At 71.9% G+C, this 15,744-nt stretch carries 14 protein-coding genes; 7 read left to right on the forward strand and 7 right to left on the reverse strand.

Annotated elements, in window-relative coordinates; translation table 11 throughout:
- Positions 1-151 precede the first annotated feature (151 nt).
- Entirely contained in the window at positions 152-1,750 is a 1,599-nt protein-coding gene (locus F9C41_RS12450) for an ABC-F family ATP-binding cassette domain-containing protein (protein ID WP_155386826.1), read from the forward strand.
- 135 nt (positions 1,751-1,885) lie between these two features.
- On the opposite strand, the gene F9C41_RS12455 is transcribed toward F9C41_RS12450, so the two are convergent.
- Positions 1,886-3,199, reverse strand: coding sequence for a hypothetical protein (locus F9C41_RS12455; RefSeq protein WP_230689518.1), 1,314 nt, complete (start codon positions 3,197-3,199; stop codon positions 1,886-1,888).
- Between the two features lie 137 nt (positions 3,200-3,336).
- Between F9C41_RS12455 and F9C41_RS12460 the strand changes: the two genes are divergently transcribed.
- The 3 genes from F9C41_RS12460 (at position 3,337) to F9C41_RS12470 (ending at position 6,529) form a co-directional block, all read left to right on the forward strand.
- On the forward strand, positions 3,337-3,564 hold the full coding sequence (locus tag F9C41_RS12460; RefSeq protein WP_120315961.1) for a helix-turn-helix domain-containing protein: 228 nt from the start codon (positions 3,337-3,339) through the stop codon (positions 3,562-3,564).
- Between the two features lie 45 nt (positions 3,565-3,609).
- Positions 3,610-4,362 (forward strand): enoyl-CoA hydratase/isomerase family protein, encoded by a 753-nt coding sequence (locus tag F9C41_RS12465; RefSeq protein ID WP_155386998.1) that lies wholly within the window; start codon positions 3,610-3,612, stop codon positions 4,360-4,362.
- Between the two features lie 271 nt (positions 4,363-4,633).
- Complete coding sequence (locus F9C41_RS12470) at positions 4,634-6,529, forward strand: ABC transporter ATP-binding protein (RefSeq protein ID WP_196279739.1); 1,896 nt, start codon at positions 4,634-4,636, stop codon at positions 6,527-6,529.
- 103 nt (positions 6,530-6,632) lie between these two features.
- Here F9C41_RS12470 and F9C41_RS12475 read toward each other — a convergent pair whose 3' ends face one another.
- The 5 genes from F9C41_RS12475 to F9C41_RS12495 all read right to left on the reverse strand — a co-directional run bounded on the left by F9C41_RS12475 (position 6,633) and on the right by F9C41_RS12495 (position 10,803).
- Entirely contained in the window at positions 6,633-7,034 is a 402-nt protein-coding gene (locus tag F9C41_RS12475) for a hypothetical protein (RefSeq protein WP_155386828.1), read from the reverse strand.
- A gap of 179 nt (positions 7,035-7,213) precedes the next feature.
- Positions 7,214-8,053, reverse strand: coding sequence for an MbnB/TglH/ChrH family RiPP precursor modification enzyme (locus F9C41_RS12480; RefSeq protein ID WP_155386829.1), 840 nt, complete (start codon positions 8,051-8,053; stop codon positions 7,214-7,216).
- Positions 8,050-8,985: a TIGR04222 domain-containing membrane protein gene (locus F9C41_RS12485; protein WP_230689519.1), complete on the reverse strand. Its 936-nt coding sequence runs from the start codon at positions 8,983-8,985 to the stop codon at positions 8,050-8,052. The genes F9C41_RS12480 and F9C41_RS12485 overlap by 4 nt, the downstream gene beginning before the upstream one ends.
- Before the next feature lie 47 nt (positions 8,986-9,032).
- On the reverse strand, positions 9,033-9,791 hold the full coding sequence (gene ddaH / locus F9C41_RS12490; RefSeq protein ID WP_155386831.1) for a dimethylargininase: 759 nt from the start codon (positions 9,789-9,791) through the stop codon (positions 9,033-9,035).
- A gap of 439 nt (positions 9,792-10,230) precedes the next feature.
- Positions 10,231-10,803 carry a TetR/AcrR family transcriptional regulator gene (locus tag F9C41_RS12495; protein ID WP_155386832.1) on the reverse strand — a complete coding sequence of 191 codons (573 nt, stop codon included), beginning with the start codon at positions 10,801-10,803 and terminating at the stop codon, positions 10,231-10,233.
- Between the two features lie 232 nt (positions 10,804-11,035).
- Here F9C41_RS12495 and F9C41_RS12500 point away from each other — a divergent pair, with 232 nt between their 5' ends.
- From F9C41_RS12500 to F9C41_RS12510, 3 genes are all read left to right on the forward strand, one after another.
- On the forward strand, positions 11,036-12,472 hold the full coding sequence (locus tag F9C41_RS12500; protein ID WP_155386833.1) for a DUF2637 domain-containing protein: 1,437 nt from the start codon (positions 11,036-11,038) through the stop codon (positions 12,470-12,472).
- An 83-nt stretch (positions 12,473-12,555) separates the two neighbouring features.
- Positions 12,556-13,224, forward strand: coding sequence for an HAD family hydrolase (locus tag F9C41_RS12505; protein ID WP_155386834.1), 669 nt, complete (start codon positions 12,556-12,558; stop codon positions 13,222-13,224).
- A gap of 274 nt (positions 13,225-13,498) precedes the next feature.
- The gene (locus F9C41_RS12510; protein ID WP_155386835.1) at positions 13,499-14,428 is read left to right on the forward strand and encodes a serine protein kinase RIO; all 930 of its coding nucleotides are present in this window, start codon (positions 13,499-13,501) and stop codon (positions 14,426-14,428) included.
- 304 nt (positions 14,429-14,732) lie between these two features.
- On the opposite strand, the gene F9C41_RS12515 is transcribed toward F9C41_RS12510, so the two are convergent.
- Positions 14,733-15,692, reverse strand: coding sequence for a pirin family protein (locus F9C41_RS12515; RefSeq protein ID WP_155386836.1), 960 nt, complete (start codon positions 15,690-15,692; stop codon positions 14,733-14,735).
- Positions 15,693-15,744: the final 52 nt, after the last annotated feature.

The following is a 15,744-nucleotide window of genomic DNA, read 5'->3' on the forward strand; positions in this document are numbered from 1 at the left end:
TTCGCCAGCGTAGGCAGTTTTGTGGCGAATCACACCCAAATCAGGCCGTCCCAGGGGTAAATGCCATGGCAGGGCGGGTCGGGGTGCTCGGTAGACTGAAGGCTCCTTCCCGAAGCCACCCGGTGGCCCACCCCTGACCTGGGAGCAATTCATGATCACGGCCACCGGTCTGGAACTGCGCGCGGGCGCGCGCATCCTGCTGGGGGACACCACCCTGCGCGTGCAGCCCGGCGACCGTATCGGTCTCGTCGGGCGCAACGGGGCTGGCAAGACCACCACGCTGAAGGTCCTCGCCGGCGAGGGCACCCCGTACGCCGGCAAGATCGACACTCGCGGGCCGGTGGGTTACCTGCCGCAGGACCCGCGCACCGGCGACCTCGGCATCACCGCCAGTGACCGGGTGCTCTCGGCGCGCGGCCTGGACGTGCTGCGCAACGAGATGAAGGAGCTGGAGAGCAAGCTCGCCGACGACGAGCGCTTCATGCGCCGCTACGGCCAGCTCGAGGACCAGTTCTCGGCGCTCGGCGGCTACGGCGCCGAGGCCGAGGCGGCCCGGATCTGCTCGAACCTCGGCCTGCCCGACCGGGTGCTCCAGCAGACGGTGGGCACGCTCTCCGGCGGCCAGCGCCGCCGCGTCGAGCTGGCCCGCATCCTGTTCCGCGACGCCACCGAGACCGGTGGCGGCATCCTGCTGCTCGACGAGCCCACCAACCACCTCGACGCCGACTCCATCACCTGGCTGCGCGGCTTCCTCGGCGGCCACAAGGGCGGGCTCATCGTCATCTCCCACGACGCCACGCTGCTGGACGCCGTCGTCAACAAGGTGTGGTATCTCGACGCCAACCGCTCGGTCGTCGACGCGTACAACATGGGCTGGAAGACGTACCTGGAGGCGCGCGAGACCGACGAGCGCCGCCGCAAGCGCGAGCGGGCCAACGCCGAGAAGAAGGCCGGCGCGCTCATGGCGCAGGCCGACAAGCTGCGGGCCAAGGCCACCAAGACGATCGCGGCGCAGAACATGGCCAAGCGCGCCGAGAAGATGATCGCCGGGCTCGACGAGGTGCGCGCCTCCGACCGGGTCGCCAAGGTGCGCTTCCCGACCCCGGCCGCCTGCGGCAAGACCCCGCTGACGGCCGAGGGTCTGTCCAAGTCGTACGGTTCGCTGGAGATCTTCACCGACGTCAGCGTCGCCGTGGACCGCGGTTCCCGCGTGGTCATCCTGGGCCTCAACGGCGCGGGCAAGACGACCCTGCTGCGCATGCTCGCGGGCATCCTGGAGCCGGACACCGGCGAGGTCAAGGCGGGCCACGGCCTGCGGCTGGGCTACTACGCCCAGGAGCACGAGACCCTCGACGTCGAGCGCACCATCCTCGACCACATGCGCTCGGCCGCCCCCGAGCAGACCGACACGGAACTGCGCCGCATCCTCGGCGCGTTCCTGTTCAGCGGGGACGATGTGGACAAGCCCGCGGGTGTGCTGTCCGGCGGGGAGAAGACCCGGCTGGCGCTGTCCACCCTGGTCTGCTCCGGCGCGAACGTGCTGCTGCTCGACGAGCCCACCAACAACCTCGACCCGGTCAGCCGAGAGCAGGTCCTCGACGCCATCGCCCGTTACCCCGGCGCCATCGTCCTGGTCACCCACGACCCCGGCGCCGTCGCGGCCCTCAAACCCGACCGCGCCATCCTCCTGCCCGACGGCGACGAGGACGCCTGGTCCGACGACCTCCTCGAACTCGTCGAACTGGCCTGACCGCCCGCCTTGCCCTTCGCAACTCTTAAAAAGTCGCGGCCATCGGCACTCGCCGAGGCCGCGACTTTTTAAGAGTTGCCGCGCTTGAGGGGCCGCGGCGCGGGGGAGCGCGGCGCTTGGGCCGCCGGCGTTGGGCTACCAGGGCGTCGACAGCACGGCTTCGAGGACCATCGCCGAAAGCGCGCCGATGCCGACGAGCAGCACCGGTGCGGGGACCGGGTCGCCGCCGGGGCGTTCCGGGGCCACCGCGGCGATGGTGAGCCAGGGGAAGTACGGCAGCCAGGCGTGCTCCACGCCGCCGCGGGCCAGCCCCGCGCCGACCGAGAACAGCACCGCGCCGGACGCGCCCACCAGGAACGGCCAGCCGGGGGTGTTGCGCACCTTGCGCAGGCTCGCGTAGATGGGCGGCCCGGTCGCCAGCAGCAGCGCGCACACGCTGATCAGGCCCCACCACAGCGCGGAGCGATGTGGCTCGATGCGCTGGGCGAAGTCGGCGTACGCGGTGCCCAGCCCGTCGGTCCACGCGAAGCCGATCCGGGCCGCGCCGAGCAGCGGCAGCAGCGCCCCGAGCCCGGCGAACATGTTCAGGGCGGCCCGGCGGCGGGCGAAGTTCAGGAACACCACGGACAGCCCGAGCCACGCCACGGCGTACGAGAACAGCGCCGCCGTGCCCAGCAGCAGCCCGGCCAGCACCGCCCAGGCCGCGGCGCGCCAGCCGTGGCGGCGGGTGGCCCGCACCCCGGCCAGCGTCATCGCCGCGCCGATGGTGGCCACGACGGCGTCCATCGACACCGCGGTCCACACCGCGTACGGGGCGAGCGCCAGCACCGGCGCGTACGGCCGTGCGGCGGCCTCGCCGCTCATGTCGCGCACGGCCGCCAGCACCATCGGCACCGACAGCGCCCCGACGGCGGTCACCAGCAGCGCCAGCGCGAGATGGTCGGTGACCCCGAGGCGCTGCACGGCCCACAGCAGCAGCACCGGCGCGGGCGGATGCCCCCGGGTGGCCGCGGTGTGCTCGGCCGAGCGGCCGGTGAAGCTGCGCAGGTACGCCAGCGGGTCGTCGCCGACCTCCTGCACGTCGCCGAGGTAGCTGTCCGGGGTCAGCGAGCGGGTCAGCCCGTCGGCGCCGTCGACGAGGGCGAGCGAGACGGCCCAGGCGAAGAACGCCACCGTCGCCCCGCCGCTGACCGCCCACCACGGCAGTCGATGGATCCAGCCGCGCCAGGCGGCGCCGAGCACGGCCGTCGCGACGATGGGCGCCAGCAACGACATCGGCGACAGTTCGAGGCGATAGCGACCCAGGAACGGCGCGCTCGCGGTGCCCAGCCGGGCCCCGGCGCGCACCGCCAGCCAGGTCGCGAGCAGGCCGATGCTCACCAGCACGAACCAGCCGAACAGGTCTCGCCGTTCGCGGTTGCGGGTGCTCAGGGGGTCGACGGTGGTCACGGCGAGACACGCTATCGGGTACCCGACAGCACCGTGCGTGTCGGTTGGCATGGAATTGATATCTAGCGCATGATCGTCGGAGGCGGTCTAATAGGTTGGACCGCAAACCGCATCGTCCGGGACGTGAGGATTTCAACATGGCAGCCACCGGCACAGCTACCACCACCGAGAAGGGTCGCCGGATCGTCGGGACCGAACGCCAGACGCTCGCCAAGGACCTCGTGAAGCGCTACACGTCGGGTGAGTCCATCCGCGCGCTGGCCGCGTCGACTGGCCGTTCGTACGGATTCATCCACCGCGTGCTCACCGAGTCCGGAGTCGCGCTGCGTCAGCGCGGCGGAGCCCGTCGGCGCAAGAAGGCATGATTCACCCGCGCCACGCAGAGCTTGGGGAGCCGGTTGATGTCTGAGATGGCAGCGGCCGGCTTTCGCATCAGCCAGGACGGTCCGGTCGCGACGGTGACATTGGACCGCCCGGAGGTGCGCAACGCGCAGACCCCCGAGCTCTGGGCAGGTCTCGCGGAAGCCGCACGGGGGCTCGCCGGCGATGTGCGCGTCGTGGTCGTACGCGGGGAAGGGCGGTCCTTCTCCGCGGGCCTCGACCTGAAAGTGGTGCAGGGCGGCGAGTTCCAGCAGCTCGCCACCGTCAGCCCGGAGGAGTGCGCGGACCGGATCGCCGGTTTCCAGCAGGCCTTCTCCTGGCTCCGCCGGCCCGACCTGGTCACCATCGCCGCGGTGCAGGGCCACGCCATCGGCGCGGGCTTCCAGCTCGCGCTGGCCTGTGATCTGCGGATCGCCGCCGACGACGCCCTTTTCGCGATGGCGGAGGTGACGCTGGGGCTCGTGCCGGACCTCACCGGCACCAAGCGCCTGGTCGAGCTCGTCGGTTATGCCCGCGCGCTGGAGCTGTGCGTGACCGGCCGCCGGGTCAACGCCGCCGAGGCGGACCGGATCGGCCTGGTCAACCTCGTGGTGGGTCGCGACGAGCTGGATGCGGCCGCGGCCGATCTGGCCACCGCGGTGCTGGCGGCCCCGCGCGACGCGGTCGTCGAGATCAAGGCCCTGCTGGCCGCCGCGAGCGGCCGGGGCTTCCCCGAGCAGGAGCGCGCGGAGCGCGAGGCGCAGACGCGCCGCATCCGCGACCTGGCCGGCCTGGGCGAGTGATTTTCCGGCGGTATCGGTTCGCCATCCCTTTCCCGCACCGTGAGCCACTCTTTCGGGCGTCATACCAGTGGCTGATTCGTCATGGTGGAAAGACGGCCGTCCTCTCCTTTCCGGTGAGCGGGCGGCACCCGGTCGTGTGCCATTGTCTGCCCAGCGGAATAGTTAATGAGCCGGGCTAAGGAATTTTCGTCCGGCAGGGCACGTTAAGCGGCACGTCAGGTCTTTCACAGCGGGAGGTTCACCGGTGAGTTATCCGGGTGCGGGCGGGGGCATGGAGTCGCTGATGCGGTCCATGCGCCGGGGGCAGAGCGTCGAGAACCGCAAGATCGGCCGGCCCACCGCGAAGCGGATCCTCTCCTTCGCCGGGCCGTACCGCCGGGAGATCGGCTTCTTCCTGGTCACCATCGTGCTGGGTGCGGTCATCGGGGTCGCCACGCCGCTGCTGGCGGGCAAGGTCGTCACCGCGATCACCCCCGAGGACGGGGTCATGGCCCCCGGCGCGGGCCGGACCGTCGTCACGATCGCGGTGGTCATCGCACTGCTGGCCCTGGTCAGCGCCGGGCTGTCGCTGGTGGAGCGGTTCTACTCGGCGCGCATCGGCGAGGGGCTCATCTACGACCTGCGCACCCAGGTGTACGACCACGTGCAGCGCATGCCGGTGCAGTTCTTCACCCGGGCGCAGACCGGTGCGCTGGTCAGCCGGCTCAACAACGACGTGCTGGGTGCCCAGCGCGCCTTCACCTCGACGCTGTCCGGCGTCGTCGGCAACATCATCCAGCTCGTGCTGACCGTGGCCGTCATGCTGACCCTGTCGTGGCAGATCACCGTGCTGTCGCTGATCCTGCTGCCGGTGTTCATCCTGCCCGCGCGGCGGGTGGGCCACCGGCTGGCCGAGATCACCAAGGAGTCGTACGACCTCGGCGCGAAGATGAACGCCACCATGACCGAGCGGTTCGGGGTGGCCGGCGCGCTGCTGGTGAAGCTGTTCGGCCGTCCCGAGACCGAGTCCGGCCGCTTCGCCGAGCGGGCCGGGCGGGTGCGCGACATCGGCGTGCAGAGCGCGATGTACTCCCGCACCTTCTTCGCCGCCATGATGCTGGTCGCCTCACTGGCCCAGGCCCTGGTCTACGGGCTCGGCGGCTGGTACGCCGTGCAGGGCTCGCTGAAGGCCGGCGACGTCGTCGCCCTCGCGTTGCTGCTGACGCGCCTCTACGGCCCGATCACCGCGCTGTCCAACGTACGCATCGACGTGATGGGCGCGCTGGTCTCCTTCGACCGGGTCTTCGAGGTGCTCGACCTGCCGCCCGCGATCGCGGAGAAGGCCGGCGCGGTCGACGTGCCCCGGGGCTCCTCGAAGATCGAGTTCCGGGACGTGACGTTCCGCTACCCGACCGCCGCCGAGATCTCCCTGGCCTCCCTCGAGGACGTGGCGACGCTGGAGCGCACCGCGACCGCGCCGGTGCTGCGCGGCGTCACGTTCACCGTGGAGCCCGGCCAGATGGTGGCGCTCGTCGGCAGCTCCGGCGCGGGCAAGTCGACCACCTCGATGCTGGTGAGCCGGATGTACGACGTCACCGGCGGCACGGTGCTCGTCGGCGACGTCGACGTACGCGAGGCCACGCTGCAGTCGCTGCGCGACACCATCGGCGTGGTCACCCAGGACGCCCACCTGTTCCACGAGACCATCGCGGAGAACCTGCGCTACGCCAAGCCCGACGCCACCGACGACGAGCTGTGGGCCGCGCTGCGGGCCGCGCAGATCGAAACCCTGGTCCGGGCCACCCCCGACGGCCTGGACACCGTGGTGGGCGAGCGGGGCTACCGCTTCTCCGGCGGCGAGAAGCAGCGCATCGCCATCGCCCGCCTCCTCCTGAAGGCCCCGTCGATCGTCATCCTCGACGAGGCCACCGCCCACCTGGACTCCGAGAGCGAAGCCGCCGTCCAGCAGGCCCTGTCCACGGCCCTGGCCGGCCGCACCGCCCTGGTCATCGCCCACCGCCTGTCCACCGTCCGCGAGGCCGACCAGATCCTCGTCCTCGACGACGGCCGCATCGTCCAACGCGGCACCCACGAACAACTGCTCGCCTCCGGCGGCCTCTACGCCGACCTCTACCGCACCCAGTTCGCCACCACCGACTCCCCCCACCTAGCCGACACCCCCGCCTGACCCCCGCGTTCCACCATCGGGTTGATCATGAACTTATGGGCAGGTTCGACGGCGTGTCGTGTGCACAACTCCATGATCACCTGCGGCGGGTGGGGTGGGCCGGTCAGCGCAGGCGGTAGGTGAGGGTGCGGCCGCGCCAGCGGAGGAGCAGTTCGCCGGTGTGGAGGCGGGCGGCGGGGCCGCGGCGGGGGCGGGGTGCGGTTTCGCCGTCGTACGCCCACAGCAGCTCGCGGAGGGCGAGTTCGCGCGCGGCCGCCGCGTCGCGGGGCGGGTGGGCTCGGGCGTAGTCCCAGCCGTCGCGCAGCGAGCCCTGCGGCGCGCGTCCCGCAGCCCAGGCGGAGAACGTCCGCGCCCACTGTCCATGGCCCGCTGACGCGGCCAGCCGAGGCCACGTGCGCGCGACGTCCTCGGACCGCTTGCGCAGCAGTGCGGTCTGCGTCGCGGCGACCGCTCCGGCGTCGAAGCCCGTGGGCACACCGGCCCCGGCCACCAACGCGCGGACCAACTCCTCCTGCCGCCGCGCGAGACCTCCACCGACCGTGGCACCGCGAGGAGCAGTGCCGACCTCCCCGGCACCGTGCGGAGCAGTGCCCGCATTCGCGGCGTCGTGAGCAGCAGCGCCGACCTTCGCGGCGCTGTAAGGAGCAGCGCCGGCATCCGTGGCGCCGAGGTCCGTGCCGCCGGTCATCTGGCCGGGGTCCCGGTGATCGCGGGGTAGCCGGTTGCGGCGGACAGGGCGTCGAGTTCCGCGCGCAGGGCCGCGGCGGGCGGGTAGTGGCCGTCGCGCTCCAGCAGGATCGCGGGCGGGCGCTGCCGCGCGCACAGCTCGCCCAGCAGTTCGAGGACCTCGCCGGGCACCGGGTCGGTGTGCGTGTCGTGGTAGCGGCCCTCGTGCAGGCGGCCGCCGGCGACGTGGACGTACGCCATGCGCTCCAGCGGGAGCCGGGCCAGCAGATCGGCGGGGTCCTCGCCGCGGTTGAGCGCGTTGGCGTACACGTTGGCGATGTCGAGCAGCAGCAGCGCGTCGGTGCGTTCCAGGATCTCGGTGAGGAACTCGGCCTCGGTCAGCTCGTCGTCGGGCCACTCGAACAGCGCCGCGATCGGCTCCAACGCCAGCGGCACGTCGAGTTCGGCGGTGGTGCGGGCGACGTTGGCGACCACCGCGTCGACGGCCTCGCGGCTACGCGGCAGCGGCAGCAGGTGACCGGCCTCGACGCCGCCCGCGCGTACGTACGCGATGTGCTCGCTGACCAGCGGCGCGTTGACGGCGCGGGCCGCCTGGGCCAGGTGGTCGACGCGGTGCGGGTCGACGGGCTCGGCCCCGCCGAGGGACAGTTTCACACCGTGCGGCACCACGGCGACGCCCGAGGCGAGCAGCTTCGCCAGCGCCTCGGGCGGTGCGCCGGAGTGCGGCAGCGACTCGGCGATGACCTCGACGAAACGCAGGCCGGGCAGCTCGGCGACGAAGCCGGAGATCTCGGGGCGCCAGCCGATGCCGACGCCCCGCCCGGCCAGCGGGGTCATCCGCCGCACCCGCCTCCGCCGCCGCAGCCACCCCCGCCGCCGCAGGAGGAGCCGCTGCTGCACGAGGAGCTGCTGCCGCTGTCGCCGCTGCTCGAACCACCGCCGTCGGAACCGCCGTAGAAGGGGCCGTAGGCGCCTGCGCCGGAGGTGTCGTCGCGCTCCGGGACGCCGCTCTCACCGGCGAAGGCCGGGTCGGCGGCCCACAGCACGGCGGTGCCGAACAGGCCGACGGCCAGCGCGGTCTGCGCCGGTCCGTAGGTGTTCCAGGCCGGGCGGGAGGCGGGCCGCAGGTGGTTGAAGTGGCGCTTGGCCTGCAGCAGGGCGCGTTCGGCGGCCTTGGTGCGCCGCGGCTTGCGCAGGAACGTCACCAGGCCGACGATGCCGACCGGGATGGCCGCCAGCACCAGGAACGTGATCGGGCGGTCGTTGCTCACGCCGGCGATGATCCGGACCACGGCCAGCACGAACAGGGCCAGCAGCAGCAGCGGGCCACGCCGGGCGCGGGACAGCACGTCGGGGCCGACGGTGAGGCCGCCGCGGCGCAGCTCCTCGCTGACGGCGTCGAGCGCCCCGGCGACGGAGCGGTCCGTGTGCAACTGGCTGGTGCGCAGGCCGTTGCCCACGGCGTGCAGCACGGCGGCGTCCAGCGGGGTCGCGCCCGGGGGCAGCCCGCCGGTGCGGGTGAGCCGGCCGGTGTCGTCGGCCGCGACGACCTGGTGCTGGCGCAGGAAGGTCAGCGACGAGTACACCGCCAGCGCCGCGCCGCCGTTGAGATAGGCCGTGTGCTGCGGCGACAGCTGGTCCACCCGGACCTGGGCGGGGCCGGCGAACAGGCGGGCCCGGTGGATCAGCGTGCCCACCAGCACGACCGCCGCGGCCACCGCGAACAGCATCAGGAAGGTGGGGCCAGGGATGCCCCAGGTGTCCGCCATGGGAGCTCCTTCGACGAGGGAGCCCTCATGATGGACCATCGCCGCAATCAGCGGGAGACCAGGACGCTCAGGCAGGTGACGCAGCCTTCGAGCTTCTCGAACTCGCCGATGTCCACCACCACCGGCGTATAGCCCAGATCGGCCAGCAGCTCCGCGGTGCGCGGCGCGGACGCGGCCAGCAGCACCCGGTCGCCGCCGAGCGGCACCACGTGGCAGCCGCCCTCCTCCTCGACCGGCCGCACCGCGGGGAACAGCCCGGTCGGCACCAGGTGCGGCAGGACCAGGAAGGTGCCGTCGGGCAGCGCGGTCACCGCGGACTTCAGGTGCAGCACCTCGCCCAGCGGCACCGGGACGACGGTGCGGCCCATCGGCGCGAGCAGCGCCCGCAACTGCCGGATGCCCTCGGCGTTGGTGCGCCCGCCGCGTCCGACGTAGACGGTCGTGCCGACCTGGAGCACGTCGCCGCCCTCCAGGGTGCCCGGCTCGGCGATGCGCGCGGTGCGCAGGCCCAGTTCGAGCACGGCCTGCTCGACGCCGCTGATCTCGCCGCGGCGGGCCGGGGCCCCGGGGTGGGTCAGCACGGCGAGGTCGTCGACCACCACCACCGCGTCCTCGACGAAGACCGAGTCCGGGCAGTCGTCGGCGGCCGGGGCCGGGTAGACCTCCCAGCCGGCCGAGGCCAGCGCGTCGGCGTACGCGACGTGCTGGGCGCGGGCCAGGGACAGGTCGATGTCACTGCGGCCGAGGTGGGTGACGATGCCGTCGGCGAGCCGGGAACTCGGCTCGCGGACCAGGGCGGTTCTCATCTCTTACGTAGTACCAGGAACAGCACCAGCGCGACCACCACCACGGTGGCGCAGCAGACGGTGCTGCCGAGGATCAGATGCCAAGGTTTGAGAGCGCCCATGGGGCGGCACTGTAGCGCCCGAAAGCTCGCTTGAAAATATCTTGTCGATGCGTGGATCTCGTGACTAATGTCGGCGGTACACGGGAAAGGAGGTGGTCCAGCTTTGAGTAGCTACAGGACACGTGAGGTGGCTGCCCGCTAGGCGGCTGTCATCGACTGCACTTCTGTCGATACCTGAAGGTTCGACTGGAGCGTCGAGGCCGTGTGTCAGCGGCCCTGGCGAATCCATGGGAGCCACCCGATTCCCGGGGGGATGTCCGGTTTGTCCAGCCGGCCCGCGCACCCGCGCGGAACCCCCGGGTTTCGTCATGTTCAGGCCCGGAAATCCGATTCCGCGGTCAGCGGCGGCGCACGGTCTCCTCGATCAGGTCCAGCACCGGGCCGAAGTCGTCGGCCGAGCCGCCCATCGCCAGCCGCTTGACCAGCCCGTCGTACGCCAGCTCCAGGAAGTGCGCGAGCACGTCCAGCGGCACGTCCTCGCGCAGCACCCCCGCGCCCGCCTGGCGCTGCAGGCGCTCGCGGGTCGCCGTGTCGATCGCCTCACTGTGCTGCGCCCACCGCTTGGCGAACGCCGGGTCGGTACGCAGCCGCCGGGCCACCTCCAGCTGCGTGCCCAGCCAGCCGGCCGCGTCGGGGTCCTGGGCGTGGGCCAGCAGGTCCCGCATCACCTGGACCAGGCCGTTCGCGGCGACGGTGGCGGCCATCTCGACCGCGTCGTCCTCGGCGACGGCCAGGAACAGCGAGTCCTTGTCGCGGAAGTGGTGGAAGATCGCGCCCCGGGACAGCCCGGTCGCCTGCTCCAGGCGGCGCACCGTGGCGCCCTCGTAGCCGTAGCGGGCGAAGCAGGCACGGGCCGCGGCGAGGATCTCGTGGCGGCGCGCGTCGAGCTGATCCTGACTCACCCTGGGCACATGCCGATCTTCGCAGGTCGGCCCGGCACATGCAATCCGTACGTACGGCTTGACACCTGGTAGGGGCCGGGCCACTGCCGATGGTGGCAGATCTACGACGCAATGCGCGCGTGACCGCCGCATGGAAGAATCCTCCGCGGCCGGCGTGCGTTGAGCGTCGGGGACAGTATGGCGACACCGCGCGAAACGTTGCAGGCCAACAGTCTGCGACCCGCCGGGGAGGAAACGAGCTGTGGACCTGGAACAGTTGACCGAGACCTGGGTGCCGACCTGGGTGATGGTGCTGGTGGTGTCGATCCTGACGATCTCCCTGCTGATCGGCGTGCCGCTGGCGCGCTCGGCCGGGCGGCGGCGGGGCGTCCGGCTGGCCAACCCGGGGGCGTACGCCACCCGCGCGGACAAGGCCAAGGACACCGGCCTGTTCCTGGCCGCGCTGATCCCGACGCTGCTGGTCTGGCTCGCCGTGATGGGCGTGTCCTTCATCGGCCTCACCGGCTTCGCCAACGACGTCATGGGCTGGAACCACTGGACCAACATCCTGGTGCCGCTGAGCCTCGACGGCATCAGCATCTCCTTCGGCGCGTGGGCCTTCGTGGCGGTCAAGCGGGGGCGGCACCCCGGCCGGGCATACAAGATCGTGCTCGCCGCCGCGACGGTGTCGGCGACCCTGAACTTCGTGCACGGCCGCGACAAGTGGTCCATCTGGGCGGGCCTCTACCTGGCGTTCCTGTCGTTCGCGGGCATGGCGATGTTCCACGAGCTGCTCGACCAGTTCATGGCCGGCTACGACGACGAGGTGGCGCTCAAGACCCGCTACCCGCGCTTCGGCCAGCGCTGGTTCTACGCGCCGATCTCCACGTTCTCGGCCCGGCGGGCCTGGATCGTGCACCCGCCCGCGGAGGGCCTGCGGCCCAGCGTGCGCAACGCGCTGACGCACCTGGAGGACACCCGCGAGGCCAAGCGCCAGCGCCGCCTGTACGGCGCGCAGTTGGTGCGCGAGGAGCAGCAGGCGAAGCTGGTCGAGGTGCACGCCCGCGCCGAGGTGCGCCGGGCCCGCTCGGCCGGCTGGCGCTCCGGCGGCGCCACCGCGCCGCAGGTGTCCCACCAGCCGATGGCGCACCAGCCCATGCCGCACCAGCCCGTGCCGCACCAGAACGTGCCGCACCAGCCCATGCCGCACCAGAACGTGCCGCATCAGAACGGACATCAGAACGGGCACCAGTCGTTCCCGCCGCAGTCGGTGTACCAGCCGACGCCGCAGCCGGTCGTCGCGCCCGAGCCGCCGCCCGCTCCCCGCGAGCCGGAGCCCGTCCCGGTGTCCCAGGAGCTGGCGCCCGAGCGCGACGAGCGCGGCACGGTCCTGGGCCCGGATCTGCGGGCCACCCTGGAGTCGGTGTGGAGCGCCCCGACCGGCCGCGAGGCGATGGGCCACCGGCCGCTGTCGGACACCAGCGAGATCACCTCGCGCGGCATGCTCAACCACATCCAGGAGCCGGTCCAGCAGATGATCGTCGAGGTGCTGCGGCGCGGCGAGGAGGTCAGCGTGGGCTTCGTCCGCGAATGGGCGACCCGGGAGTACGGGCGCACACCGAGCGACAACTGGGCCCGCAACCAGATCAAGGCAGCTAGGCAGCGGGACACCATCGGCGTGGACGCGGATCTGGCGTGACCAGGCATCGATTTCGTTTCCGCGACGTTTCCCGCACAAAGGGGGGCTTCACCAGCGTGTCCTGAGTCACGTAAGGTGCCCGCGTGCCTCTGTTGCTGTTGGACCTCGACAACACACTGGTCGACCGCGAGGGCGCCTTCCGGATGTGGGGTACTCGGTTCCTGTCCGAGATCAGCGCCCCGCCGTACGACATCGACTGGCTGGTGGACGCCGACGCGGACGGCCTGACCTCGCGCTGGGATCTTGCTGACGCGATCCGTGACCGCTATCGACTGCGCAACTCCGTCATCGACCTGGTCGAGGAGTTGCACGAGGGGCAGATCGAGGCCACCCGGCTGGATCCGATGGTGGGCGCCGCGCTGCGGATCGCCGCCGAGGCCGGCTGGGTCCCGGTGATAGTCACCAACGGTGAGACCCGCCAGCAGGAAGCCAAGATCCGGCGTACCGGCCTGGACCGCTTCGTGGCCGACTGGGTGGTCTCGCAGGAGGTCGACTGCCGCAAGCCCAACCCGCGCATCTTCGAGATCGCCGCGGAACGGGCCCGCATGCGGCTGCGCGGCGCCTGGCTGATCGGCGACAGCCCCGAGGCCGACATCGGCGGCGCGACCACGATCGGCATCCCCAGCGTCTGGATCCACCGCGGCCGCCAGTGGACCGAACGCCGCTTCGGCCCCACCCGCATCGCCGAAGGCGCCATCCAGGCCGTAGCCGCCGTCCTCGCCGCCGACCCACCCCACCGCATGGCCCGCTGACGCCTTCTCGCGTTGTTCATGAACTTATGGCACGGGTCGACGGAGTGTCGCTGCCACAACTTCATGATCATTTCGTGTGGGCGGGTGTGACGCGGGTCGCTGGGGAAAATCGGTTGACAGGAAGTGGGGTCGGCGGAAGACTCGTCCGCGTTGTGCGAGATCCCGGAACTGATCCGGGTCGGGAGAGAAGGGGGTTGAGCCGAATGGTTGCCGTCGCTGTGCGCTGCGCACTTTCCGCCTCTTACTTCTTCTCTCCGACCGAGGAGCTTTTCCAGTGCGAGAGCACGACTTTCCGCGCGCCGGCCGCGTCAACCGCCGGAACCGTTTCGACGACGACGAACTGACCTTCGAGAAGTCGCACGCCGAGGAAGTCGAGTGGGACGAGACCCCCGACAAGCCCGAATTCGGTGACCGCTGGTCCACCTGGGACCTGTCGACGCCCACCGAGCGCGGGCCGTTGCCCCACCCCGACTGGCTCGTCACCGAGCTGGCCGCGGTCGACGTGGAACGCGGAGTGCTGAAGACCGGCAAGGAAGCCGACGTCTTCCTGCTGCACCGCCACGTTCCCGGCACCGACCGCGGCTGCCTGCTGGCGGCCAAGCGCTACCGCAGCCACGACCACCGCATGTTCCACCGCGACTCCGGCTACCTCGAAGGTCGCCGCGACAAGGAGTCCCGGGTCAACCGGGCCATGGCCAACCGCAGCGCGTTCGGCAAGGAGGCCATCGCCGGGCAGTGGGCGGCGGCCGAGTTCGGTGCGCTGGCGCGGCTCTGGGAGATCGCCCGGCAGCTCGACGTCGCTCCGTTCACGCCGTACCCGGTGCAGATCCTGGGCACCGAGGTGCTGCAGGAGTTCATCGGCGCGCCCGACGGCACCGCCGCGCCGCGGCTCGCGCAGGTGCGCACCGATGAGGCCGGTCTGGCCGACCTGTGGTCGCAACTGGTGCTGGGCCTGACCGTGCTGGCCCGCGCCGGGTACGCGCACGGCGACCTGTCGCCGTACAACATCCTCGTGCACGAGGGGCGGCTGGTCATCATCGACCTGCCGCAGATCGTGGACGTGGTGGCCAACCCGCAGGGCAAACGGTTCCTGGCCCGCGACGTGCACAACGTGGCGACCTGGTTCACCGCCCGCGGCCTGTCCGGGTTGGACGAGGCGGCCCTGACCGCCGAGCTCCTCGCCGAAGCGGGCATGCGTACCTGACCCGCGCACCCGACCGGTCGCGGCCGGTCCGCGCACGGCGCACGGCGCACGGCGCACGATCGTTGGACTTGCCTGGCAATCGGGCGAATGGGCGTTCAAGATACGCCCGAATGCCAGGCAAGTCGGCGGATCATGACGCCGCGCCCCGCCGGGGCGGGGTTGCGGTGGGCCGGGTCGCGGGATGCAGCGCCAGCTCGGCGAGGCGCCGCCGACCTTCGGGCCGCCTTCGGCCTGATCAGACCCGTGCGGGGCAGGCCGACGCTGGGCCTCGGCCGGGTCGTCCGGTCCCGCGGCGGCAGGTGGGTCAGCGGCGGCGGCCTCGGGGCTTGAGCTGGGCGTTGGGCAGGACGGGTGCCGGCAGTGGCGCGCCGTCGTAGCCGATGACCTCGCCGAAGCGCGGGTCGGCCGCCATCCACTGCTCACGCGCGGCGACCACGTCGTCGTGGCTGCGCCCGACGAAGTTCCACCACATCACGATCTCCTCCTCGAACGGCTCGCCGCCGAGCAGCAGCACCCGCGCCGGTGCGTCCGTGGCCAGGTCGAGCGAGGTCCGCTCGCGGCCGAGGTAGAGCAGCGTGCCGGGCTCCAACGGCACGCCGTCGACGCGCGCGGTGCCGTCGAGCACCAGCGCCGCGTACTCGAAATCGCTTCGCAGCGGCAGCGTGATCTCCGCGCCCGCGGCCAGTGCGGCTTCCGCACCGACCAGCGGGGTGTACGCCGTCGCGGGCGACACCGCCCCCGCCAGTTCGCCCATGATCACCGTCAAGCTGGCCCCCGACAGCTCGACGACGGGCAGATCGGGGTGGTGCTCGAAGGCCGGGGCGACCGAGCGGGCCACGTCGGGCAGCGCGACCCACAGCTGCACGCCGTGCAGCGGCGCGGTGCGCGGGACGGGCGACTCCTCGGAGTGCGAGATCCCGTGCCCGGCGGTCATCAGGTTGAGCTGGCCGGGGCGGATGTACGCCTCGCTGCCGAGGCTGTCGCGGTGCAGCACCTCGCCCTCGACGAGCCAGCTGACGGTCTGCAGACCGGTGTGCGGGTGGGGCGCGACGCGCATGTCGTGCTCGGCGGGGCCGTACTGGTCGACGAAGCACCACGCGCCGACCATGCGGCGCTCCTTGTGCGGCAGCGTACGGCTGACCGTCATGCCGCGCGGCCCGCCGAGCACGACCTCGCGGCCCGGGAGCCGCTCGTGGGCCGGCCCGTCCGGCACCGTCTCGTGCCCGCAAGCGGTCTCGACGGGCGCGGTCTCATCGTTGCTCATTCAACTAACTTACCCGCCTGGCCACGCCGAGCCTCGCTCCAGTCGCCCGCTA

The organism is Catellatospora paridis, assembly GCF_009720365.1.
Taxonomy (GTDB): Bacteria; Actinomycetota; Actinomycetes; order Mycobacteriales; family Micromonosporaceae; genus Catellatospora; species Catellatospora paridis.